Source organism: Pseudomonas sp. BN606 (assembly GCF_029873115.1).
Classification (GTDB): Bacteria; Pseudomonadota; Gammaproteobacteria; order Pseudomonadales; family Pseudomonadaceae; genus Metapseudomonas.
In genome coordinates, this window is record NZ_SSOF01000042.1 from 21,527 (window position 1) to 39,645 (window position 18,119).

The 18,119-nt window shown below is 63.2% G+C and carries 19 protein-coding genes; 12 read left to right on the plus strand and 7 right to left on the minus strand.

What is annotated here, in order from left to right:
• The first annotated feature begins 165 nt into the window (after window positions 1-165).
• From E8E75_RS05525 to E8E75_RS05535, 3 genes are all read left to right on the plus strand, one after another.
• Window positions 166-1,074 carry a TIGR01777 family oxidoreductase gene (locus E8E75_RS05525; RefSeq protein WP_120654617.1) on the plus strand — a complete coding sequence of 303 codons (909 nt, stop codon included), beginning with the start codon at window positions 166-168 and terminating at the stop codon, window positions 1,072-1,074.
• Complete coding sequence (gene hemH / locus E8E75_RS05530) at window positions 1,074-2,102, plus strand: ferrochelatase (protein ID WP_120654618.1); 1,029 nt, start codon at window positions 1,074-1,076, stop codon at window positions 2,100-2,102. The genes E8E75_RS05525 and hemH overlap by 1 nt, the downstream gene beginning before the upstream one ends.
• 185 nt (window positions 2,103-2,287) lie before the next feature.
• Window positions 2,288-3,655, plus strand: a complete 1,368-nt coding sequence (locus E8E75_RS05535) for an MFS transporter (RefSeq protein ID WP_120654619.1) — start codon at window positions 2,288-2,290, stop codon at window positions 3,653-3,655.
• A gap of 54 nt (window positions 3,656-3,709) precedes the next feature.
• Here the strand turns inward: E8E75_RS05535 and E8E75_RS05540 are convergent, their stop codons facing one another.
• Both E8E75_RS05540 and upp read right to left on the minus strand, forming a co-directional pair.
• Complete coding sequence (locus E8E75_RS05540; RefSeq protein ID WP_153918506.1) at window positions 3,710-4,987, minus strand: uracil-xanthine permease family protein; 1,278 nt, start codon at window positions 4,985-4,987, stop codon at window positions 3,710-3,712.
• 3 nt (window positions 4,988-4,990) lie between these two features.
• Window positions 4,991-5,629: a uracil phosphoribosyltransferase gene (gene upp / locus E8E75_RS05545; protein WP_120654621.1), complete on the minus strand. Its 639-nt coding sequence runs from the start codon at window positions 5,627-5,629 to the stop codon at window positions 4,991-4,993.
• Between the two features lie 278 nt (window positions 5,630-5,907).
• Between upp and E8E75_RS05550 the strand changes: the two genes are divergently transcribed.
• Window positions 5,908-6,465, plus strand: coding sequence for a hypoxanthine-guanine phosphoribosyltransferase (locus E8E75_RS05550; protein ID WP_120654622.1), 558 nt, complete (start codon window positions 5,908-5,910; stop codon window positions 6,463-6,465).
• A gap of 3 nt (window positions 6,466-6,468) precedes the next feature.
• On the plus strand, window positions 6,469-6,942 hold the full coding sequence (locus E8E75_RS05555) for a WbuC family cupin fold metalloprotein (protein ID WP_120654623.1): 474 nt from the start codon (window positions 6,469-6,471) through the stop codon (window positions 6,940-6,942).
• On the opposite strand, the gene dauA is transcribed toward E8E75_RS05555, so the two are convergent.
• Window positions 6,909-8,663 carry a C4-dicarboxylic acid transporter DauA gene (gene dauA / locus E8E75_RS05560; RefSeq protein ID WP_120654624.1) on the minus strand — a complete coding sequence of 585 codons (1,755 nt, stop codon included), beginning with the start codon at window positions 8,661-8,663 and terminating at the stop codon, window positions 6,909-6,911. The two genes, E8E75_RS05555 and dauA, sit on opposite strands and share 34 nt — an antisense overlap.
• Window positions 8,664-8,789: 126 nt before the next feature.
• On the opposite strand from dauA, the gene E8E75_RS05565 reads away from it, so the two are divergent.
• Together E8E75_RS05565 and E8E75_RS05570 are read left to right on the plus strand one after the other, a co-directional pair.
• Window positions 8,790-9,278: a hypothetical protein gene (locus tag E8E75_RS05565; protein WP_120654625.1), complete on the plus strand. Its 489-nt coding sequence runs from the start codon at window positions 8,790-8,792 to the stop codon at window positions 9,276-9,278.
• Between the two features lie 63 nt (window positions 9,279-9,341).
• Window positions 9,342-9,629 carry a PA4642 family protein gene (locus E8E75_RS05570; RefSeq protein ID WP_120654626.1) on the plus strand — a complete coding sequence of 96 codons (288 nt, stop codon included), beginning with the start codon at window positions 9,342-9,344 and terminating at the stop codon, window positions 9,627-9,629.
• Between the two features lie 120 nt (window positions 9,630-9,749).
• Here the strand turns inward: E8E75_RS05570 and mqo are convergent, their stop codons facing one another.
• Window positions 9,750-11,267, minus strand: coding sequence for a malate dehydrogenase (quinone) (gene mqo / locus E8E75_RS05575; protein WP_153918510.1), 1,518 nt, complete (start codon window positions 11,265-11,267; stop codon window positions 9,750-9,752).
• A gap of 353 nt (window positions 11,268-11,620) precedes the next feature.
• Window positions 11,621-11,854, minus strand: a complete 234-nt coding sequence (locus E8E75_RS05580) for a hypothetical protein (protein WP_120654628.1) — start codon at window positions 11,852-11,854, stop codon at window positions 11,621-11,623.
• A 176-nt stretch (window positions 11,855-12,030) separates the two neighbouring features.
• On the opposite strand from E8E75_RS05580, the gene E8E75_RS05585 reads away from it, so the two are divergent.
• Both E8E75_RS05585 and E8E75_RS05590 read left to right on the plus strand, forming a co-directional pair.
• Window positions 12,031-12,615 (plus strand): YajG family lipoprotein, encoded by a 585-nt coding sequence (locus E8E75_RS05585; RefSeq protein ID WP_120654629.1) that lies wholly within the window; start codon window positions 12,031-12,033, stop codon window positions 12,613-12,615.
• 223 nt (window positions 12,616-12,838) lie between these two features.
• Window positions 12,839-13,117: a hypothetical protein gene (locus E8E75_RS05590; RefSeq protein WP_120654630.1), complete on the plus strand. Its 279-nt coding sequence runs from the start codon at window positions 12,839-12,841 to the stop codon at window positions 13,115-13,117.
• 167 nt (window positions 13,118-13,284) lie between these two features.
• On the opposite strand, the gene E8E75_RS05595 is transcribed toward E8E75_RS05590, so the two are convergent.
• Window positions 13,285-14,448: a 1-acyl-sn-glycerol-3-phosphate acyltransferase gene (locus tag E8E75_RS05595; protein ID WP_120654631.1), complete on the minus strand. Its 1,164-nt coding sequence runs from the start codon at window positions 14,446-14,448 to the stop codon at window positions 13,285-13,287.
• 104 nt (window positions 14,449-14,552) lie between these two features.
• Here E8E75_RS05595 and E8E75_RS05600 point away from each other — a divergent pair, with 104 nt between their 5' ends.
• The 3 genes from E8E75_RS05600 to E8E75_RS05610 are packed head-to-tail and all read left to right on the plus strand — an operon-like array spanning window position 14,553 to window position 15,636.
• On the plus strand, window positions 14,553-14,735 hold the full coding sequence (locus tag E8E75_RS05600) for a CPXCG motif-containing cysteine-rich protein (RefSeq protein WP_120654632.1): 183 nt from the start codon (window positions 14,553-14,555) through the stop codon (window positions 14,733-14,735).
• A complete protein-coding gene (locus E8E75_RS05605; protein ID WP_120654633.1) occupies window positions 14,735-14,995 on the plus strand; it encodes a DUF2007 domain-containing protein in 261 nt (86 codons plus the stop codon). The genes E8E75_RS05600 and E8E75_RS05605 overlap by 1 nt, the downstream gene beginning before the upstream one ends.
• Before the next feature lie 26 nt (window positions 14,996-15,021).
• Complete coding sequence (locus tag E8E75_RS05610; protein WP_120654634.1) at window positions 15,022-15,636, plus strand: SOS response-associated peptidase; 615 nt, start codon at window positions 15,022-15,024, stop codon at window positions 15,634-15,636.
• Between the two features lie 178 nt (window positions 15,637-15,814).
• Here the strand turns inward: E8E75_RS05610 and E8E75_RS05615 are convergent, their stop codons facing one another.
• Window positions 15,815-17,953 (minus strand): methyl-accepting chemotaxis protein, encoded by a 2,139-nt coding sequence (locus E8E75_RS05615; RefSeq protein WP_120654635.1) that lies wholly within the window; start codon window positions 17,951-17,953, stop codon window positions 15,815-15,817.
• Window positions 17,954-18,119: the final 166 nt, after the last annotated feature.

The window sequence follows — 18,119 nt, forward strand, 5'->3', positions numbered from 1 at the left end:
GCTTTAGACAACACCTGTACAAAATTCAAGCTTTGTACAGGTTGATCGTTTCCAATCGCGGACTACTGCATTTCTGACGATACGTGGCCCAATCCGGGGCACGTTGAGGCGTCATAGACCAGACTAGGGCGATATCCGCACTTAGCGCCATGCGAGGAGGATGCCATGCACATATTGCTGACCGGCGGTACTGGTCTGATCGGCCGGGCGCTCTGCCAGCGTTGGCTGGCGGAGGGGCATCAGCTCACTGTGCTGAGTCGGCGGCCGCAGAGCGTTGCAAGCCTTTGCGGCCGCACGGTGCGTGGTATCAGCCAGTTTCCCGATTATGGCGACGAGCCGCTGGACGCCATCGTCAACCTGGCGGGAGAACCCATTGCAGATCGGCCCTGGAGCAATAAGCGCAAGGCACAGCTTTGGGGCAGTCGCATCACGCTCACCGAGCAGATGCTGGAGTGGCTGGAGAAGCGCGGCCAGATGCCGCAGGTGCTGCTCAATGGCTCGGCGGTAGGCTGGTACGGTGATGGCGGCGAACGGGAGCTGACCGAGGAATCGCCACCGGTGACCGATGATTTCGCCAGCCAGCTTTGTGTGGCCTGGGAGGAGACGGCGCAACGCGCCGAGGCATTCGGCATCCGCGTGGTGCTGGTGCGCACCGGTTTGGTGCTGGCGCGCGACGGAGGGTTTCTCAAGCGCCTCGTGCCACCCTTTCGCCTGGGATTGGGCGGTCCCCTGGGCAATGGTCGGCAATGGATGCCCTGGGTGCACCTGGACGATCAAATTGCACTGATGGATTTTCTCTTGAAGCAGATCGATGCGCGCGGTCCTTATAATGCGTGCTCGCCGCAGCCCGTGCGCAACCGCGATTTCGCCCGCAGCCTGGGTCGCGCACTGGGCCGGCCGGCCTTCATGCCGGCACCGGCCTTCGTCCTGCGTCTGCTGCTGGGTGAGCTGGCCGGGCTGTTGCTCGGTGGCCAGCGTGCGGTACCGGCCCGATTGCGGGCAGCGGGTTTTACCTTTGCATTCACCGATCTGGACATGGCACTCGGCGATCTGCTGAAGCCTAAGGATGTTTGATGACTGATCACGCGCTGCTGCTGGTCAACCTGGGATCGCCGGCTTCCACCAAGGTGGAGGACGTGCGGAGTTACCTTGATCAGTTCCTGATGGACCCCTACGTCGTCGACCTGCCGTGGCCGCTGCGGCGCCTGCTGGTTTCGCTGATCCTGATCAAGCGTCCGGCACAGTCGGCCCATGCCTACTCGTCGATCTGGTGGCCGAACGGTTCGCCGCTGATCGTCCTCAGTCGTGAATTGCAGGACGCCATCGTTCCCCTCTGGCGGCATGGCCCGGTGGAACTGGCGATGCGCTATGGAGAACCTTCCATCGAAAATGCGCTGCGCAAGTTGGCTGAGCAGGGTGTCAAGCGCGTGACCCTGGCGCCGCTCTATCCGCAGTTCGCCGACAGCACCACTACAACCGCCATCGAGGAGGCTCGCCGTGTAATCCGCGAGCGAGGCCTGACGCTGAATGTTTCGGTGCTGCCACCCTTCTTTGCCGAGCCGGACTACCTGGACGCCCTGGTGGCCAGCGCCAGGCCCTACCTTGAGCAGGACTTCGACCACCTGCTGCTGAGCTTCCACGGTTTACCCGAGCGGCATATCCGCAAACTGGTCAAGAGCATCGATCCACAGCATGACCTGACTGCCCCCGATAGCCGTGACGTCAGCGACGAGGTCCTGGCGGTCTGCTACCGCAGTCAGTGCCAACGCACTGCCGAAGCCTTCGCTGAACGTGCGGGGCTTGCGCCCGGAAAATGGTCGGTGTCCTTCCAGTCGCGCTTGGGCAAGGACAAATGGATCGAGCCTTACACCGAGGCGCGGCTTGATGAGCTGGCCAAGCAGGGGGTGAAGAAGCTGCTGGTGATGTGCCCGGCTTTCGTGGCCGACTGCATCGAGACGCTGGAAGAAATCGGCCAGCGCGGCAGCGAGCAGTTCCAGGAAGCCGGAGGCCAGGAGTTGGTGCTGGTGCCGTGTATGAACAGCCATCCGCAATGGGTTTCTGCGCTCGCCCGGCTTTGCGAAACGGCGGTGCGCCCTCTCTGATCTCGTCCACGTACTTCACGCAGGGGCGAATTCGCTCCTGCGGCGCCCTTATCAACCAGAGGTCATGGCGCGCATTCAGCGTGCCTATATGACGACCGTTCTCGTATTCAGGCCGCCCATGGCCACCTAAGCTGGGTTCTTCTTCAACCGTCGTGCGCCGCACCGGCGGCGCCGAGGAGAGCCCAGTGCAGAACAAGAACAATGGCTATCCCTCGGGCCTGAGAGCCTGGACCACCGTCGCGATCCTGATGGTGGCCTACGTGCTGTCCTTCATCGACCGGCAGATTCTCAACCTGCTGGTGGAGCCCATCCGCCGTGACCTGGTCATCAGCGATACGCAGATGAGCCTGCTGATGGGCCTGTCCTTTGCGCTCTTCTATACCGTCTGTGGCATTCCACTGGGTCGCCTGGCCGACAGCCGCAGCCGGCGCGGGCTGATCGCCATTGGCGTGCTGTTCTGGAGCGCCGCCACCGCCGCATGCGGCATGGCAAAACTCTATTGGCAATTCCTGCTCTGCCGCATCGGCGTAGGCGTGGGCGAGGCGGCCTTGTCGCCGGCGGCCTACTCGCTGATCGCCGACAGTTTCCCCAAGGAGCGGCGCGCCACTGCCATCAGCGTCTACTCCATGGGGGTCTATCTCGGTTCCGGGCTGGCCTTTCTGCTAGGCGGGCTGGTGATCAAGTTCGCGTCGGCCCAGGGCGACGTGCACTTGCCGTTGCTGGGCGAAGTGCGGCCATGGCAATTGATCTTCCTCGCCCTTGGCGCGGCCGGTGTGCTCTTCACTCTGCTGATGCTGGCGGTGCGTGAGCCGCAGCGGCGCGGCATTGGTGCCGGCGTAGTGGTGCCCCTTGCGGATGTCGGCCGTTATCTACGCAGCAATCGACGCACTGTCATCTGCCACAACTTCGGTTTCGCCGGCCTGGCCTTCGCCGGCTACGGCAGCGCGGCCTGGATTCCCACTTTCTACATCCGTACCCATGGCTGGGACGCCGGCCAGGTCGGCGTGATCTACGGCAGCCTGGTGGCCGTGTTCGGCTGCCTGGGCATCGTCTTCGGTGGGCGGCTGGCGGACTGGATGGCCAAGCACGGGCGGGCGGATGCCAACATGCGCGTCGGTCTGTTCGCCGCCATCGGCGCCCTGCCGCTGGTGGTGCTGTTTCCCCTGCTGGATGACGCTTTCTGGGTCACGGTGCTGATGGCGCCTACCGTGTTTTGCCTCAGCATGCCCTTTGGCGTTGCGCCGGCCGCCATCCAGGAAATCATGCCCAACGCCATGCGCGGCCAGGCTTCGGCCATCTACCTGTTCGTGATCACCCTGATCGGTCTTGGCTTCGGTCCTACCGCCGTGGCCCTGGTGACCGACTATGTGTTCGCCGACGACAAGGCCCTGCGCTACTCGTTGCTGATCGTCACCACCATCGCGGTGGCGAGCTCGGTGGTGTTGTTGTGGGCTGGGCTAAAGCCTTATCGCGAAAGCCTGCAGCGACTGCAGCAATGGGGCGTGGAGCCACAGGGTGAAACCATGCTCCGCGAGGCACAGCCTTCCACGTAGAACAGGCAGAAGACAAAAAAGCCCCGCGATTGCGGGGCTTTTTCATTTTGCGCCTCAGATATGCGGCGCGTCGTCCGGGCTATGATGCTTCCAGGTCTGGTGGCCCGGCAGGATCAGGTTGAGGGCGATGGCGACGATGGCGCAGAGGGCGATGCCTTTCAGGCCGAAGTCGTCCTGGCCGGTACCGGTGCCCACCAGCATGCCGCCGATGCCGAATACCAGGGTGACAGACACGATCACCAGATTGCGCGCTTCGGCCAGGTCCACCTGGTGGCGGATCATGGTGTTCAGGCCAACCGCGGCGATGGAGCCGAACAGCAGGCAGAGGATGCCGCCCATTACTGGCACCGGGATGCTCTGCAGTACGGCGCCGAACTTGCCGATGAAGGCCAGGCCGACGGCGAAGACGGCTGCCCAGGTCATGATCTTCGGGTTGTAGTTCTTGGTCAGCATCACCGCGCCGGTCACTTCCGCATACGTGGTGTTCGGCGGACCACCGAACAGGCCGGCTGCCGAAGTGGCCAGGCCGTCGCCGAGCAGCGTGCGGTGCAGGCCGGGCGTCTTCAGGTAGTTGCGACCGGTCACGCTGCCCACCGCGATCACGCCACCGATGTGTTCAATGGCCGGGGCCAGGGCAACCGGGACAATGAACAGGATGGCCTGCAGGTTGAACTCGGGGGCGGTGAAGTTCGGCAGTTCCAGCCAGGGCGCGGCGGCGATCCTGGCGGTGTCGACCACACCGAACCAGAACGACAGGGCGAAGCCGACGATCACGCCGGAGATGATCGGCACCAGGCGGAAGATGCCTTTGCCAAACACGGCGACGATCAATGTGGTCAGCAGTGCCGGCATGGAAATCCACATGGCGGTGGCGTAGGGAATCAGCTCAGCGCCGTCACCACCCTTGCCCATGGCCATGTTGGCTGCGATGGGGGCCATGGCCAGGCCGATGGAGATCACCACGGGACCGATCACCACTGGCGGCAGCAGGCGGTCGATGAAGCCCGTGCCTTTGATCTTCACGGCGAGGCCGAGGAACGTGTAGACGAAGCCTGCCGCCACCACACCGCCCATGGTCGCGGCCAGGCCGAACTGGCCCTTGGCGAGGATGATCGGAGTGATGAAGGCGAAGCTGGATGCCAGGAACACCGGCACCTGACGCCCGGTGACCAACTGGAACAGCAGGGTGCCGAGGCCGGCGGTGAAGAGCGCTACGTTCGGGTCCAGTCCGGTGATCAGTGGCATCAGCACCAGGGCGCCGAAGGCCACGAAGAGCATCTGGGCGCCGGAAATGACCTGGCGCCAGAGCGGGTCCTTGAATTCGTCGCTCATCGATCAGTTTTCCTTCTGCTTGGTGCCGAAGATCTTGTCTCCCGCATCACCGAGGCCCGGGATGATGTAGCCGTGTTCGTTGAGTCTCTGATCGATTGAGGCGGTGAAGATCATCACGTCCGGGTGGGCATCGTTGACCACCTTGATGCCTTCGGGGGCGGCGACCAGCACCATCGCGCGGATTTCCTTGCAGCCCGCGCGCTTGAGGAGGTCGATGGTGGCGACCATGGAGCCGCCAGTGGCGAGCATCGGATCGATGATCAGCGCCAGGCGCTCGTCGATCTCCGGTGCCAGCTTTTCTAGGTAGGTGTGGGCTTCCAGGGTTTCTTCGTTGCGGGCCACGCCCACGGCGCTGACCTTGGCGCCCGGAATCAGGCTGAGCACACCGTCGAGCATGCCGATGCCGGCGCGCAGGATGGGTACCACGGTGATCTTCTTGCCGGCGATCTTCTCGACCTGCACGGTGCCGGCCCAACCCTGGATTTCGTAGTTTTCCAGGGGCAGGTCGTTGGTCGCTTCGTAAGTCAGCAGGGCGCCGACTTCCTGTGCCAGTTCGCGGAAGTTCTTGGTGCTGATGTCGGCGCGGCGCATCAGGCCGAGCTTGTGGCGGATCAGCGGATGGCGGATCTCACGGATGGGCATGGGAGGGTTCTCCGGCGGGCTGGCAAAAAATTGCGTTAGCTTAATCCATTGATCACAGGCTGTGCTGCACTGACTGGTGGGTCCCGGGCACTGATGTCGCGGTCAAGCAAGGAACTGTCACACGCGGCGGCAACCTGCTGCAGTATGGTCGACACTCGTCCGTCGGGACTTGCTCCGGGGCAGGCGGATGGGTACCTTTGCCGACTTTTATCTTGACGCCCCGTTCAAGTTTTCACCGGGAACCCTGCCTGTTCCCCGCAGAACCCAGAGGAATTGCCATGTCCGCCGATCTCGCACACATCCGCCAGGTAAGGGCCGAAGCCGACTGCCTGTACACCGACGCCCAGGTCGAGGCGGCCATCTCCCAGGTCGCCATCGCCATCAACGGCGAACTGGCGGAGCGCAATCCGGTGGTGTTCTGCGTCATGAACGGTGGTCTGATCTTCGCTGGCAAGCTGCTGCCCAAGCTGGACTTCCCGCTGGAGCTGTCCTACCTGCACGCCACCCGCTACCGCAATGAAACCAGCGGCGGTGAGCTGTTCTGGAAGGCCAAGCCGGAAATCTCCTTCATCGACCGTGACGTGTTGATCATCGACGACATCCTCGACGAAGGTCACACCCTGGCGGCCATCATCGATTTCTGCAAACACGCCGGCGCTGCCAACGTGCATACCGCCGTGCTGATCGACAAGACCCACGACCGCAAGGCCCGTCCGGACCTGAAGGCCAACTACGTGGGCCTGCCCTGCGAAGACCGTTACATCTTCGGCTACGGCATGGACTACAAGGGCTACTGGCGCAACGCCGCCGGCATCTTCGCGGTCAAGGGGCTCTGAGTCATGAGATCGCCGCGCTTCCTCGATCAGGCCCTGTTCGCCGAACTGGCCGACAAATCCGCGGCGAATCCGCGCAAGCGCCAGCACCATAACTTCCATGCCATGGAAGAACCTTGCCATCGCATGGCGGTGGGGCTGCAGCCGGGAACCTACATCCCGCCGCACCGTCACCTCAGCGCTGACAAGGCGGAAAGCCTGTTGGTGCTCAAGGGGCGCCTGGGCCTGCTGATCTTCGACGAGGACGGCAAGGTCGTCGACAAACGCGAGCTGGCGGCGGGCGGCGAATGCGTCGGTGTCGACCTGCCGCCGGGCGTGTTCCACGCGCTGGTGGTGCTGGAGCCGGACAGCCTGCTGTTCGAGTGCAAGGCCGGCCCCTATCGCCCAGTGGGCGAAGGCGAGCTGCCCGCATGGGCGCCCCGTGAGGGCGAGCCAGGGGTGGCCGATTACTCGGCCTGGATGCGCTCGTTGTTCTCCTGAGGCGCATCGCCCTGCAGCCACTGCATCGCCTTGGCCCGTGCTTGTTCCAACGATTGTACGTAGGCCAGGCGACCACTCTCCCGATGTACACCGGCGCGGCGTAGTTTCAGCCGCACACGGGGTGAAGTGCCCACAAGCACCAATCCCACGCCCTGGCGAGCGTAGTCGTGCAGCAGGTTTTCAAGGGCCGCCAGCGCGGTCATGTCCAGCATCGGTACCGCGGCCATCTCGACGATCACCACCTTCACCTCGGGATTGAAGCGGCGCAGCACGCTCAACGCCTTTTCCGCAGCGCCGAAGAACAGCGGACCACGGATGGCGTAGACCAACACCTGTTCAGGGAGATCGCGCAGGGCTTCGTGGAAGTGGCGGGGCAAGGGCGCAGCGTCGGTGAGGTCGCTCATGCGTTTGATGAACAGGCCGGCAGCCAGCAGCAGGCCGACACCCACTGCCAGCACCATGTCGAACAGGACCGTCAGCACCAGGCAGGTGAGCAGGACCAGTACGTCGTTGCGCGGGGCGATGCGCAGGGTGTGCACCACGTGTCGCGCTTCGCTCATGTTCCACGCAACCATCAACAGCAGTGCCGCCAGCGCGGCCATGGGCAGGTAGCTGAACAACGGCGCTAGCAGCAGCATGGCCAGCAATACCACGCCGGCGTGGATGATGGCCGCGATGGGGGAACGGGCACCTGCGCGCACGTTGGCGGCGCTCCGGGCGATTGCCGCAGTGGCGGTGATGCCGCCGAACAGCGGAGCAACCAGGTTGCCGAGACCCTGGCCGACCAATTCTGCATTGGGGTCGTGGCGCGTGCCTGCCATACCGTCAGCCACCACGGCACAAAGCAGAGACTCGATGGCACCGAGCATGGCGATTGCGAAGGCCGGTGCGAGCAACTGGCGAATCAATTCGAACGAGAGGCCCAGGGGCTGGCCATCAGGGCCGGGCAGCATCCATGGCCAGGCGAAGGTTGGCAGGAACGGTGGAATGCCAGGGTGGTTGATGCCATCCACTGCGTAACTGAAGCGTTCGCCCAGGGTTGCGACTGGAATACCTATCGCTTCCATCAGCAGCCCGAGCAGGGCACCCAGCGCCAGCGCTACCAGATGACCCGGCACCTTGGGCACCAGGCGCGGCCAGATCACCAGCACCGCGAAACAGACCATGGCCACCAGGGCATCGCCCAGGTGTGCGGTTGGCAGGGCGCCGGCCAGCAGGTGCAATTGATCCACGTAGTTCTGCGGCGACTCGGCCAACTGCAGACCGAGCAGGTCCTTGATCTGCAGGGTGGCGATGACGATTCCAATGCCGGCGGTAAAACCCAGGGTCACCGGGTAGGGGATGAACTGGATCAGCCGGCCAAAGCGTGCCAGGCCCATGGCGATAAGAATCAGTCCGGCCATCAACGTACAGAGCAGCAGGCCGCCAAGGCCGAATTTCTGGGTGATGGGCAACAGGATCACCACGAAGGCAGCGGTAGGCCCGGAAATGTTGAAACGTGATCCGCCGGTGAGGGCGATCAGCGGCGCCGCGAGCAGTACCGTATAGAGGCCATGTTGCGGCGCCACGCCGACCGCTATGGCCAGTGCCATGGCCAGGGGGATGGCGATGATGCCGACCGTGGTCCCGGCTGCGAGATCGCCACGCAGGTCGGCGAGCGAATAGCCATCGCGCAGCGTTTGGCGCAAGGCCGCGAATAGGGGAGGCAGATATCGGGACATGGTCGCTCCTGTGGCAGAGGCCCCGAGTATAGGAGGCAGGCTCGGGAAGTTAAGTCGGCGAGGGTCGAATGCCGCTGTCCGAAAGCCCCGCGCTAGAGTGTTCGCCCGCTGAATTCGGAGTTGTCGATGTCCCTTCCCCTGCGTATCGGGGCCTGCCTGGCCCTAGTGCTGAGCCTGCCTCTCTCCGCCGCCGAAAACACCCCCATGCACGCCCAGTTCCTGCCGCCAGACGACCTCTCGCTGCGCCAGGAACAGCCCGATCAGCAGCAACTGATCCAGATCACCGAGTACTCGGTTGTGCTGGGTAGCCAGCGTCAGTCCAACCAGCAGCCGATCCCCATCACGTCGCCTGCCGTGCTGCGCCTAAAGGGGAAGCCGCTCAGCAAGGGCGCCGATGTGCGTCAGGTGGTGATCCAGTTCGACGTCGAGGGCAAGAGCCTGAAGAAACCCGGATACGACCCGCAAACCCGTATTCTCAGCCTGAATTACCCGATGGCGCAGTACGCGGCTGTGCTCGATCTGCTGCGCAACGGACCGGTGTACTGCCAGTTCCTCAGCTACCCCAACGGCCATGTCTGGGCCGACCTGCACAGCGGTGCAGTACGCCTGCGTTGAGCGCGCAGGCCCGCCGGGGGTAAACTGCCCGCCCCGTGATACCCGGCCCGAGAGATGTGAGCGATGCGTAAAGACAAGAAGCAGGTGATTGGCGAAGAAATCTCCGAAGACTCGATCAAGCTGTTCCTCGCGGTCGAGCCGGCCGACTCCACTCCGCCTTCGCTGCACAAACTGATCAAGGCATACCGTGGCCTGCGCATCGACGACTTCGAGCGTTTCGTCGGCTTTTTCGTCGAGGCCGGCTACGACCTCGATGCCAAGGATGAGAAGGGCAACGACTTCATCGCGCTGATCCAGGACCAGCGCCAGGCCGAGCCCTACATCGAAGTGATCAAGGCCGCTCGTGGCTGATCCCATGCGCAGACGAGAGAGCCCGCCATCGAGCGGGCTTTTTTGTGGGTGAGAAGTGCACGCCGCACATAAAAAAACCGCCCCGAAGGGCGGTTTTTTCTTTCAGCGTACTGCCGAGGCTCAGGCGATGCTCTGGGTCGCGGTGTTGACGTTTGTCAGGCCAAGTGCCGCATCGGAACGGGCGCTGATCTCGCGGTACAGATCTGCGTCGCTTTCCAGGACCTTCTCGCGAGCCGGGAAGATTTCCTTCAGCTTGGCTGTCCACTGCTCGGAACGTGCCTGCTCGGCGAAGCAGCGCTCGATCAGGTTGAGCATGATGGAAACGGTCACCGAAGCGCCCGGGGAGGCGCCCAGCAGTGCCGCGATGCTGCCGTCTTCGGCCGAGACCAGCTCGGTACCGAATTGCAGGATGCCGCCTTTGCCTGCGTCCTTCTTGATGATCTGCACGCGCTGGCCGGCCACTTCCAGGCGCCAGTCGGCCGGGTTCAGGTCCGGATAGAACTTGCGCAGGGCATCGAGACGCTGCTCCTGGGATTGCATCACTTCCTTGACCAGGTAACGGGTCAGGTCGAAGTTGTCGCGAGCCACGGCCAGCATCGGGCCGAGGTTGCTCGGACGTACCGAGAGCGGCAGGTCCATGAAGGAGCCGTGCTTGAGGAACTTGGTGGTGAAGCCGGCGTAGGGTCCGAACAGCAGGGATTTCTTGCCGTCGACCACGCGGGTGTCCAGATGCGGCACGGACATCGGCGGGGCGCCGACTTCGGCCTGGCTGTAGACCTTGGCCTGGTGCTGCTTGACCACTTCGGGGTTATCGCAGCGCAGCCACTGGCCGCTGACCGGGAAGCCGCCGAAACCCTTGCCTTCGGGGATACCGGAGAGCTGCAGCAGCGGCAGTGCGCCGCCGCCGGCACCGAGGAACACGAAGCGCGCGGACACTTCACGATTGGCGCCGGTCTGGGTGTTCTTGATGCTGACTTTCCAGCCTTCGTCGGTGCGACTGAGGTTGGTGACCTTCTGGAAATAGCTGACGCGAGTGTCCTGCAGGCTGGAGAGGTACTGCAGCAGCTGATTGGTGACCGCGCCGAAATTGACGTCGGTGCCGTTCATGGCGCGGGTCGCGGCGATTTTCTCGGACGCATCGCGTCCCTTCATCATCAGCGGCGTCCATTTGGCCATGGTGGCGCGGTCTTCGGTGTACTCCATCTCGCTGAAGGCGTGGTGCTGGCGGAGCAGCTCGAAACGCTTCTTGAGGAAGGCCGTGTCCTTTTCTCCGCGCACGAACGAGAGGTGCGGGACGGCGTTGATGAAAGTCTTGGGCGAACCGAACGCGGTCTTGCCGCTCATGTAGGCCCAGAACTGCTTGGACACCTCGAACTGGGCGTTGATGTTGACGGCCTTCTTGATGTCGATGGAGCCATCGGCCGCCTGGGGCGTGTAGTTCAGCTCGCAGAGGCCTGCATGGCCGGTACCTGCGTTGTTCCAGGGATTGGAGCTCTCGATGGCTCCCGATTCCCGGAGTTCGGCGATCTCCAGCTTGATGCCGGGATCGAGCTCTTTAAGCAGTACCGCCAACGTAGCGCTCATGATGCCGGCCCCGACCAGCAACACGTCCACTGCTTCGTAATCGTTTTGCGCCATTTGCTCGCCACTCTCTTGTGAAGTAGTGAAAAACCGTCATCTCACGCTCTTTTGGAGACGTGAACCTCAAAAGGATCGGCTACCCCCAGGCAGGCCGCTTCCGTCTGCATACGTGTTGCTACGCATGCGTCCCTGCAAAAAAGCGTTTGCAATTCGGGCGGAAGGATGCGGCAAGCCAACAAGTGGCAGCGCGAAAAGTGGACGGCTCTCTGTGGGGCTGTGCGGATGCCCAAGCTGGCGCGAGGTGCGGTGTTGCGAGGCCCGATCAGGAGACGACCTTATAATCGGGGGGCGATTATAACGATGAAATGGACGGAATAGGGCGCTCGGTGTGACTTTTATTCATCCACCGGTCAGGCTGCCAACGCGTTGCGGCGCGAAGGCTGTCTGACGACCGGTGCGACGCGGGCGCTGGCGGGCAGGGGCTGGTCGAGCCAGGCGAGACTGGTTTCGCTCACTTCCACCCAGTTGCCGCTGGTCGGACGGTCGATTCCGTGGTGCAGGCCACGGCAGATCCCCGCGTTATCCACAAGGGCGAAACTGCGGCGTTGCGGGCGGCGGGCGAGCATGGACCAGAGAAGGAACATCCTGACTACTCCTGTGGGACTGACGCCTTTATGCCAGGGGGGCGTGACAGGGGAATGACAGGAACCGCACCCGAGGATGGCGGTCTGACATTGCATGGGGACTGGCGCTCTGTCAGTACCTCGGTCGGGTGGTTATACTGCCGGCCGTTTTGCCTTCACTCCTGGAGAGATAAAGCATGCTGAAACGCCCGTTGCTTGGCCTGCTGGCCGCCCTCAGCCTGACCCTGGTCGGCTGTGCCCTCAGTCCGCAACAACTCAGCCCGCAACCCAAGCTGACCGGCCCGTTGACTCCTGTAGGCCAGGGCCAGCCGGTGGTGGTGCGTGTTGCTGACGGTCGTCCTTCTCCGGTTCTCGGCACCCGTGGCGGTATCTATGCCGATACCAGTGCCATCAGCGTGCAGGGCCAGGACATCCTGCCGCGTCTGCAAGCCGAGGCCGAGGCCGCTGTGCGCTTGTTGGGCTTCACCCCGTCGCCGAACGCCTACAACGCTCCGCAACTGACCCTGACCCTGGCTGACCTGAAGTACCAGTCTCCCAAGGAGACCTACGTCACCGAGGCGAACATCAGTGCCAGTTTCCGCGTCGACGTGCAGAACAGCAGCCGCCGCTACAGCGGCAAGTACGGCGCCTCGCTGAACCAGCGCTTCGGTACCGCGCCGAACCAGCAGACCAACACCAAGCTGGTAACCGATGTGCTGAGCGATGCGATGACCCGAGCTTTCAAGGACCCGACCATCGGTCAGGTTCTGTCTCAGCAGTAAGCGGACCTTGTCCGAGAGAGCCCGGCCACGCGCCGGGCTTTTTCTTGCCTCCGGACTCGCGTGAGGTCTTCCGCGAGTCCGGCGGCATTCGTCGGAAGGAGCGAATGGGCGGGCGTCGGTTTCGGTAAACTCGCGTCTTCCGATAGACCCCCCGGATCAGGGTGGGCAGATATTTGTCTTGCAGGTTGAGTGCATGGTCGCACCGCCTGAAGCGGAGTTTGAGATGTCGCTGCAGGCGCTTTGGGCCATGTTCCTGGCCCACCCCGCACAGGTCGTCAATGGCCTGGCCGTGTTCTTTGCTTGTGCTGGTGCCTGGGTGCTGCTGGCTACCCGGCTGCGGGAACAGCGTTCCATTGCCCGCCTGGTTGCCGACAGCGAACTCGACGAAGCGGCCGATATGCAGGATGACGGTGCCCGGCGTCTGAACCGCTTCTTTTACGCCTTCGGCTATTTCAGCCTGGCGGTGGCCCTGGGGGTGTCCTGGGCCAGTACCCAACTCTGAGAACTTGCCCACGACCTGTTGCACGTTGGAATGAGTGCGTTGAATTTGGCTTCGGGCTGCTCATTTACTTCGCGCCCTCAGCCACCAGCTCGTGAACAGGTTCCGGTGCCTCTTGCTCAATAAAAAACGGCGACCCCTGGGTCGCCGTTTTGCATTCTGACTCCGCCTTACAGGGGCAGTCCTGCCTTGATCCGGTACTGATTGCGTACGGGGGTGGCGTATTGCTGGATCAGGTAAGGACGCTGCTCCTCCGGGCAAGCGTCAAGACGCTTCTGCCACTCGGCCTGGGCGCGAGCCAGTTCATCGCCTTTGAAGATATCGGCGGCAGTCGGTACGTGCAGATCGGGGGCGCGCTCGCCCCACATGGCGTAGGCCAGGTAATGCACAGGGAACAGGCGATAGCCACCGAGGATCTGCTTGTCGATTTCCTGGGCCAGTTGCTTGGCGTCCTCGCTGGAGCTGCCGATTTCGCTGCCGAAGGTGATGTGCACGCGGCCTTTGTAGCCGGTGATCCCGAGGGCAATGCTCGCATCGTCCTCACCAGGGGCCTTTGCGTAGCTGCCGGTGCTGGCGCGGACCTGCAGTTCGCGGGCCTTGGCCTGGTCGCACGGATCGTATTCGTAGCTGATGGAGACCGGGATCAGGTGCAGGTCACGAATGACGTCGGCGAACGCTTCGTCCTTGCGGCTCATGTGGAACATCTTGAGGATCGCCGAATCGGTGCGATCGTCTCCGTCCTTCGCGCGGCCTTCGGCCTGGGCGATCCAGATCGACTGACCATCCTTCTGGATCGAATGGTTGATGTACGCCGACAGCAACTGGAACGCCGCCAGCTTCTCGCGGCGCCCGGCGAGGTTGCGATGCACGATGAAGCTCTTGTTCAGGCGCATCAGGTCACTGACGAAGGGCTTCTGCAGCAGGTTGTCGCCAATGGCGATGCGTGGCGTCGGCAGCCCTGCGTGGTACACGGCGTAGTTGACGAAGGCCGGGTCCATCACGATGTCGCGGTGGTTGGCCAGGAACAGGTAGGCGGTACCCGGCTTCAGGCGCTCCACGCCGGAATAGGTCACGCCATCGGTAGCGCGCTCGATGGTGTTGTCCACATAGGGCTCAATGCGGTCTTGCAAGGCCGCCACCGAGTTGATGCTCGCGAACTCGCTGCGCAGCCGATGAGCTATAACAGGCTTGAGGAGCCAGCCCAGCGGGCCCGCCAGTTTCGGGAAACGATAGCGGGTGAGGGTGCCGAGGAAGGCGTCGTCGGCAAAGAGGCGCGCAAGCACCGCCGGGACCTCGGCATCGTCATAGGGTCGGATGGCTTCAAATTCGCCCATTGGTCACTCTTGTTCTGGAATCGGCTGGATAAAGGATGGAGGCCCCGTCATACGGGGCGTCAAATAGACCGGCGATTATACAGGCAAGTCACACGGGAGGCGGGATGCTGGAGACAGAGGACTACCAATGCCCCTATTGCGGCGAGCCGGCTGAAGCCGTGCTCGATCTCTCGGGTGGCGAACAGCAGTACATCGAGGACTGTCCAGTGTGCTGCCGGCCCATCCTCTTCCTGCTCTGGACCGATGGCCAGGACTGGACACTGGAGGTTCGCCGGGAGGACGACTGATGCGACGAATCTATGAGCCCAGGGACCTGATCGAAGCCGAACTGCTGCTGGGCATGCTCGCCAGCGAGGGCGTGGAGGCCCATCTGGCCGGTGGACATCTGTTGGGCGGAATCGGCGAGTTGCCTATGTTCGGCTTGCTCGGCCTGCTGGTCGAGGACGAGGACGCCGAACGCGCCAGCAGGCTGATCGCCGCGTACAATGCCGCGCAACCCCTGCCGGGTGAAGAGCCCGACAGTTACCCCGGGACTCTGCTCTGCTGATTTCCCGCACACGAACTGGCTGCCTCATGTCTGGACGTTTCGCACTGTTCCGCTGGTCGCCCACTCAGGCCGCCCTTCCGGGTTTCCCCGCCGACCACCAACCACACTGGAACCTGGCTCCCGGCAGCCGGGTGCTGATGCTGCGCGAGGTGGACGGCCAGTTGCGTGCCGACATGGCCCGCTGGGGCCTGACGCCGTCCTGGCTCACCGATCTGTCCAAGACCCCGTCGCACGCCCGTGTCGAAACCCTGGCCGACCAGCCGATGTTCCGTGAGCCTTTCCGCTCGCGGCGCTGCCTGATCCTGGCCAATGGGTTCTATGAGTGGCGTGGCGTGCGCAAGCGGCCCTACTGGCTCAGCGCCGAAGGCGGGAGCATGTACCTCGCCGCTCTCTGGGAAGCCTACCCGGTTGGCGATGTGGAATACCTCAGCCTGGCGATGGTCACCCAGCCTGTTGCCGGCCTGCGCCGCCCGCTGGTGCTGGATGAGGAGGGCCAGCGCCTCTGGCTGGCCGCCGATTCGACGCCGATTCAGTTGCAGGAACTGCTGGCCCGGCCCGGCCCGCAGCTGCGCGAGCGCGCCCTGGCGACACTGGTGAACAATCCCAAGCTAGATGGACCGGAGTGCCTGACACCGGCCTGATGTGTCGCACCCACCCTCGCAGTTACGCAGGTTCGTGCGTGCGGCGTTCCGCTAGAGCGAAGCGAAACCCAAGGAATCTCCGTCGGGCTGCGCGTTGGGCGTCGCATAGCTCAGACACAACCTACCAGAGCAGTTCGCAAGCCGAATGAAAAAGCCCCTCGTGATGAGGGGCTTTTTCTTACACCTTGAACTGATTGATCAGCCGTCGTTGCTGCTCGGCCAACTTGGTCAGCTCGGCGCTGGCCTGGGAGGCTTCGTCGGCGCCGCCGGCGACCTCGTTGGCCACCTGGCCGATGTTGATCACGTTGCGGTTTATATCCTCGGCCACCGCGCTCTGTTCCTCCGCGGCGCTGGCGATCTGGGTGTTCATGTCGTTGATCACCGATACCGCCTGGGTGATGGACTCCAGCGCATGGGCCGCTTCGTTGGCGTGCTGCACGCTGGTGTCGGTCTTCTCCTGGCTGTCCTGCATCACCTTCACCACTTCGCGGGTGCCGTGCTGCAGTTGCTGGATCATCGTCTGGATTTCTTCAGTGGCCTGCTGGGTCTTCTGCGCCAGGTTGCGTACCTCATCGGCGACCACCGCGAAACCACGCCCCTGCTCGCCGGCGCGTGCCGCCTCGATGGCCGCGTTCAATGCCAGGAGGTTGGTCTGCTCGGCGATACCGCGAATGGCGACCAGGATGGCATTGATGTTCTCGCTGTCCTTGGCCAGGTTCTGCACCACGCCCACGGCGCGGCCGATCTCGGTGGCCAGGGCGGAGATGGCTTCGGCGGTGCTGTGGACGATGCGCTTACCGTGGTTTGCCGCCTGGTCGGCGTGGCTGGCGGCTTCCGCCGCATGGGTGGCATTACGGGCCACGTCCTGGGCAGTGGCGGTCATTTCATGGACTGCGGTGGCCACCAGCTCGATTTCCGCTAGCTGCTTCTGTACGCCCTGGTTGGTGCGGATGGCGATATCGGCAGTGTGCTCGGAAGAGTCGCTGACCTTCTGCACTGAGGTCACTACCTGGCTGATCATCGACTGCAGTTTGCCGAGGAAGGTGTTGAAGCCCCCAGCGATGGCGCCCATCTCGTCGGCGCGGTTGTTGTGCAGGCGTTGGGTCAGGTCGCCGTCCCCCTTGGCGATGTCATCCAGCATGCCGACCATCTGGCGCAGCGGACGGGCGATACCGTAGCCGACGAACCAGATCACCAGCAGACCAAGACCAGCGATGAGCAGGCCCACCAGGGTCATGCCGAAGATATCGGCGTCGCGCTGGGAGGCGAGGTCGCTCTGCAGCTGAGACAGCTCCTTCATCACTGCCTGTACCGGCAACTGAATCAGCAGCACCCAGCGGGCGTCGGTGTCGCCGATGCCGAAGGGAACCATCAGCTCGATGCGCTGGCTGGCCTGGTCAATGCGGTAAGCCGGCTGGTCGCCGGACAGGCCGCGCAGGCTGTCCAGGGTGGTGGAGTCCAGCGCCTTGGCAGCGTCTTCGCCCAGCTTCGAGCTGTCGCGGGAATAGGCCACCAGGCGGTTGTTGCTGGCAAGCAGCGCCATGTCACCGGCGCCCTCGTAGAGCTGCTGGTCTGCTTTACTCAGCAGGTCCTGGATGAAGTTCAGGGAGAAGTCGGCACCGGCGATGCCCTTGAACTCGCCCTTGATCATGATCGGCGCGGTGAACGACGAGAGGATCACGATCTTGCCGCCCACATCATAAGGTGCGGGGTCGATGGCGCAGGGCTTCTTGCGCTCTTTCGAGCAAAGGTAGTACTCGCCCTCACGTACACCGGTGGGGAGCATCTTCTCGCTTTCCATGAAGCCGATGGCGTCCTGGCCAACGCTGCCGTCGGCATTGCGGAACCACCAGGGCAGGAAGCGGCCTGTGCCGTCGTAGCCATTCCCCTTCGGGCCGGCATAGTTGGCGTCGGCACCGTCGATGCCATTGGGCTCCCAGCCGATGTAGCTGCCATTGAGCTTGGGGTTGCGCTCGGTGGTCTGGCGAACCAGGTTGTTCAGCTGCTCACGACTGATGCTCAGCTTGGGATTGCCGGCGTCGTCGGTTTCACCGAGCAGGCTGTTGAGGTTAGCCATGTTCTTGGCAATTCCCAGGGGCAGCTCCAGTTCCCGCTGGATCTGGCTCACCTGGGAGCCAGCGAGCGCAATCAGGCGATCATTGATCACCTGTTCGAGCAATGCCTGGGTGCGTTGCTGGACCAGTTCCTGGGTTTTCGCACCGGAAAACAGGGCGTAGAGCACCAGGGCGGCAACCACCGCCAGCACGCTGGCTCCTGCCAAGGCTGCGATGGAGAACTGAATGGACCTGAACTTCATGTGGACTCCGGAAATGGGATTTCACCGTGATTCCTTATATCGGCCGGACTGTGAAATTTCCTAAGTCGTGCATGCAGTTAAAAACGTCGCCAGCTTGTCTACATGCGACGTGGTTGCCCGGGTTTCTGGCCAGCCTTAGCATTACCGACCTCGCAAAGAGATGGAG

Coding starts and splice junctions, on each gene's coding strand:
- E8E75_RS05525 (WP_120654617.1), top strand. CDS start 166: ATGCACATATTGCTGACCGGCGGTACTGGTCTGATCGGCCGGGCGCTC.
- hemH (WP_120654618.1), top strand. CDS start 1,074: ATGACTGATCACGCGCTGCTGCTGGTCAACCTGGGATCGCCGGCTTCC.
- E8E75_RS05540 (WP_153918506.1), bottom strand. CDS start 4,987: ATGAGCGACGAATTCAAGGACCCGCTCTGGCGCCAGGTCATTTCCGGC.
- upp (WP_120654621.1), bottom strand. CDS start 5,629: ATGCCCATCCGTGAGATCCGCCATCCGCTGATCCGCCACAAGCTCGGC.
- E8E75_RS05550 (WP_120654622.1), top strand. CDS start 5,908: ATGTCCGCCGATCTCGCACACATCCGCCAGGTAAGGGCCGAAGCCGAC.
- E8E75_RS05555 (WP_120654623.1), top strand. CDS start 6,469: ATGAGATCGCCGCGCTTCCTCGATCAGGCCCTGTTCGCCGAACTGGCC.
- dauA (WP_120654624.1), bottom strand. CDS start 8,663: ATGTCCCGATATCTGCCTCCCCTATTCGCGGCCTTGCGCCAAACGCTG.
- E8E75_RS05565 (WP_120654625.1), top strand. CDS start 8,790: ATGTCCCTTCCCCTGCGTATCGGGGCCTGCCTGGCCCTAGTGCTGAGC.
- E8E75_RS05570 (WP_120654626.1), top strand. CDS start 9,342: ATGCGTAAAGACAAGAAGCAGGTGATTGGCGAAGAAATCTCCGAAGAC.
- mqo (WP_153918510.1), bottom strand. CDS start 11,267: ATGGCGCAAAACGATTACGAAGCAGTGGACGTGTTGCTGGTCGGGGCC.
- E8E75_RS05580 (WP_120654628.1), bottom strand. CDS start 11,854: ATGTTCCTTCTCTGGTCCATGCTCGCCCGCCGCCCGCAACGCCGCAGT.
- E8E75_RS05585 (WP_120654629.1), top strand. CDS start 12,031: ATGCTGAAACGCCCGTTGCTTGGCCTGCTGGCCGCCCTCAGCCTGACC.
- E8E75_RS05590 (WP_120654630.1), top strand. CDS start 12,839: ATGTCGCTGCAGGCGCTTTGGGCCATGTTCCTGGCCCACCCCGCACAG.
- E8E75_RS05595 (WP_120654631.1), bottom strand. CDS start 14,448: ATGGGCGAATTTGAAGCCATCCGACCCTATGACGATGCCGAGGTCCCG.
- E8E75_RS05600 (WP_120654632.1), top strand. CDS start 14,553: ATGCTGGAGACAGAGGACTACCAATGCCCCTATTGCGGCGAGCCGGCT.
- E8E75_RS05605 (WP_120654633.1), top strand. CDS start 14,735: ATGCGACGAATCTATGAGCCCAGGGACCTGATCGAAGCCGAACTGCTG.
- E8E75_RS05610 (WP_120654634.1), top strand. CDS start 15,022: ATGTCTGGACGTTTCGCACTGTTCCGCTGGTCGCCCACTCAGGCCGCC.
- E8E75_RS05615 (WP_120654635.1), bottom strand. CDS start 17,953: ATGAAGTTCAGGTCCATTCAGTTCTCCATCGCAGCCTTGGCAGGAGCC.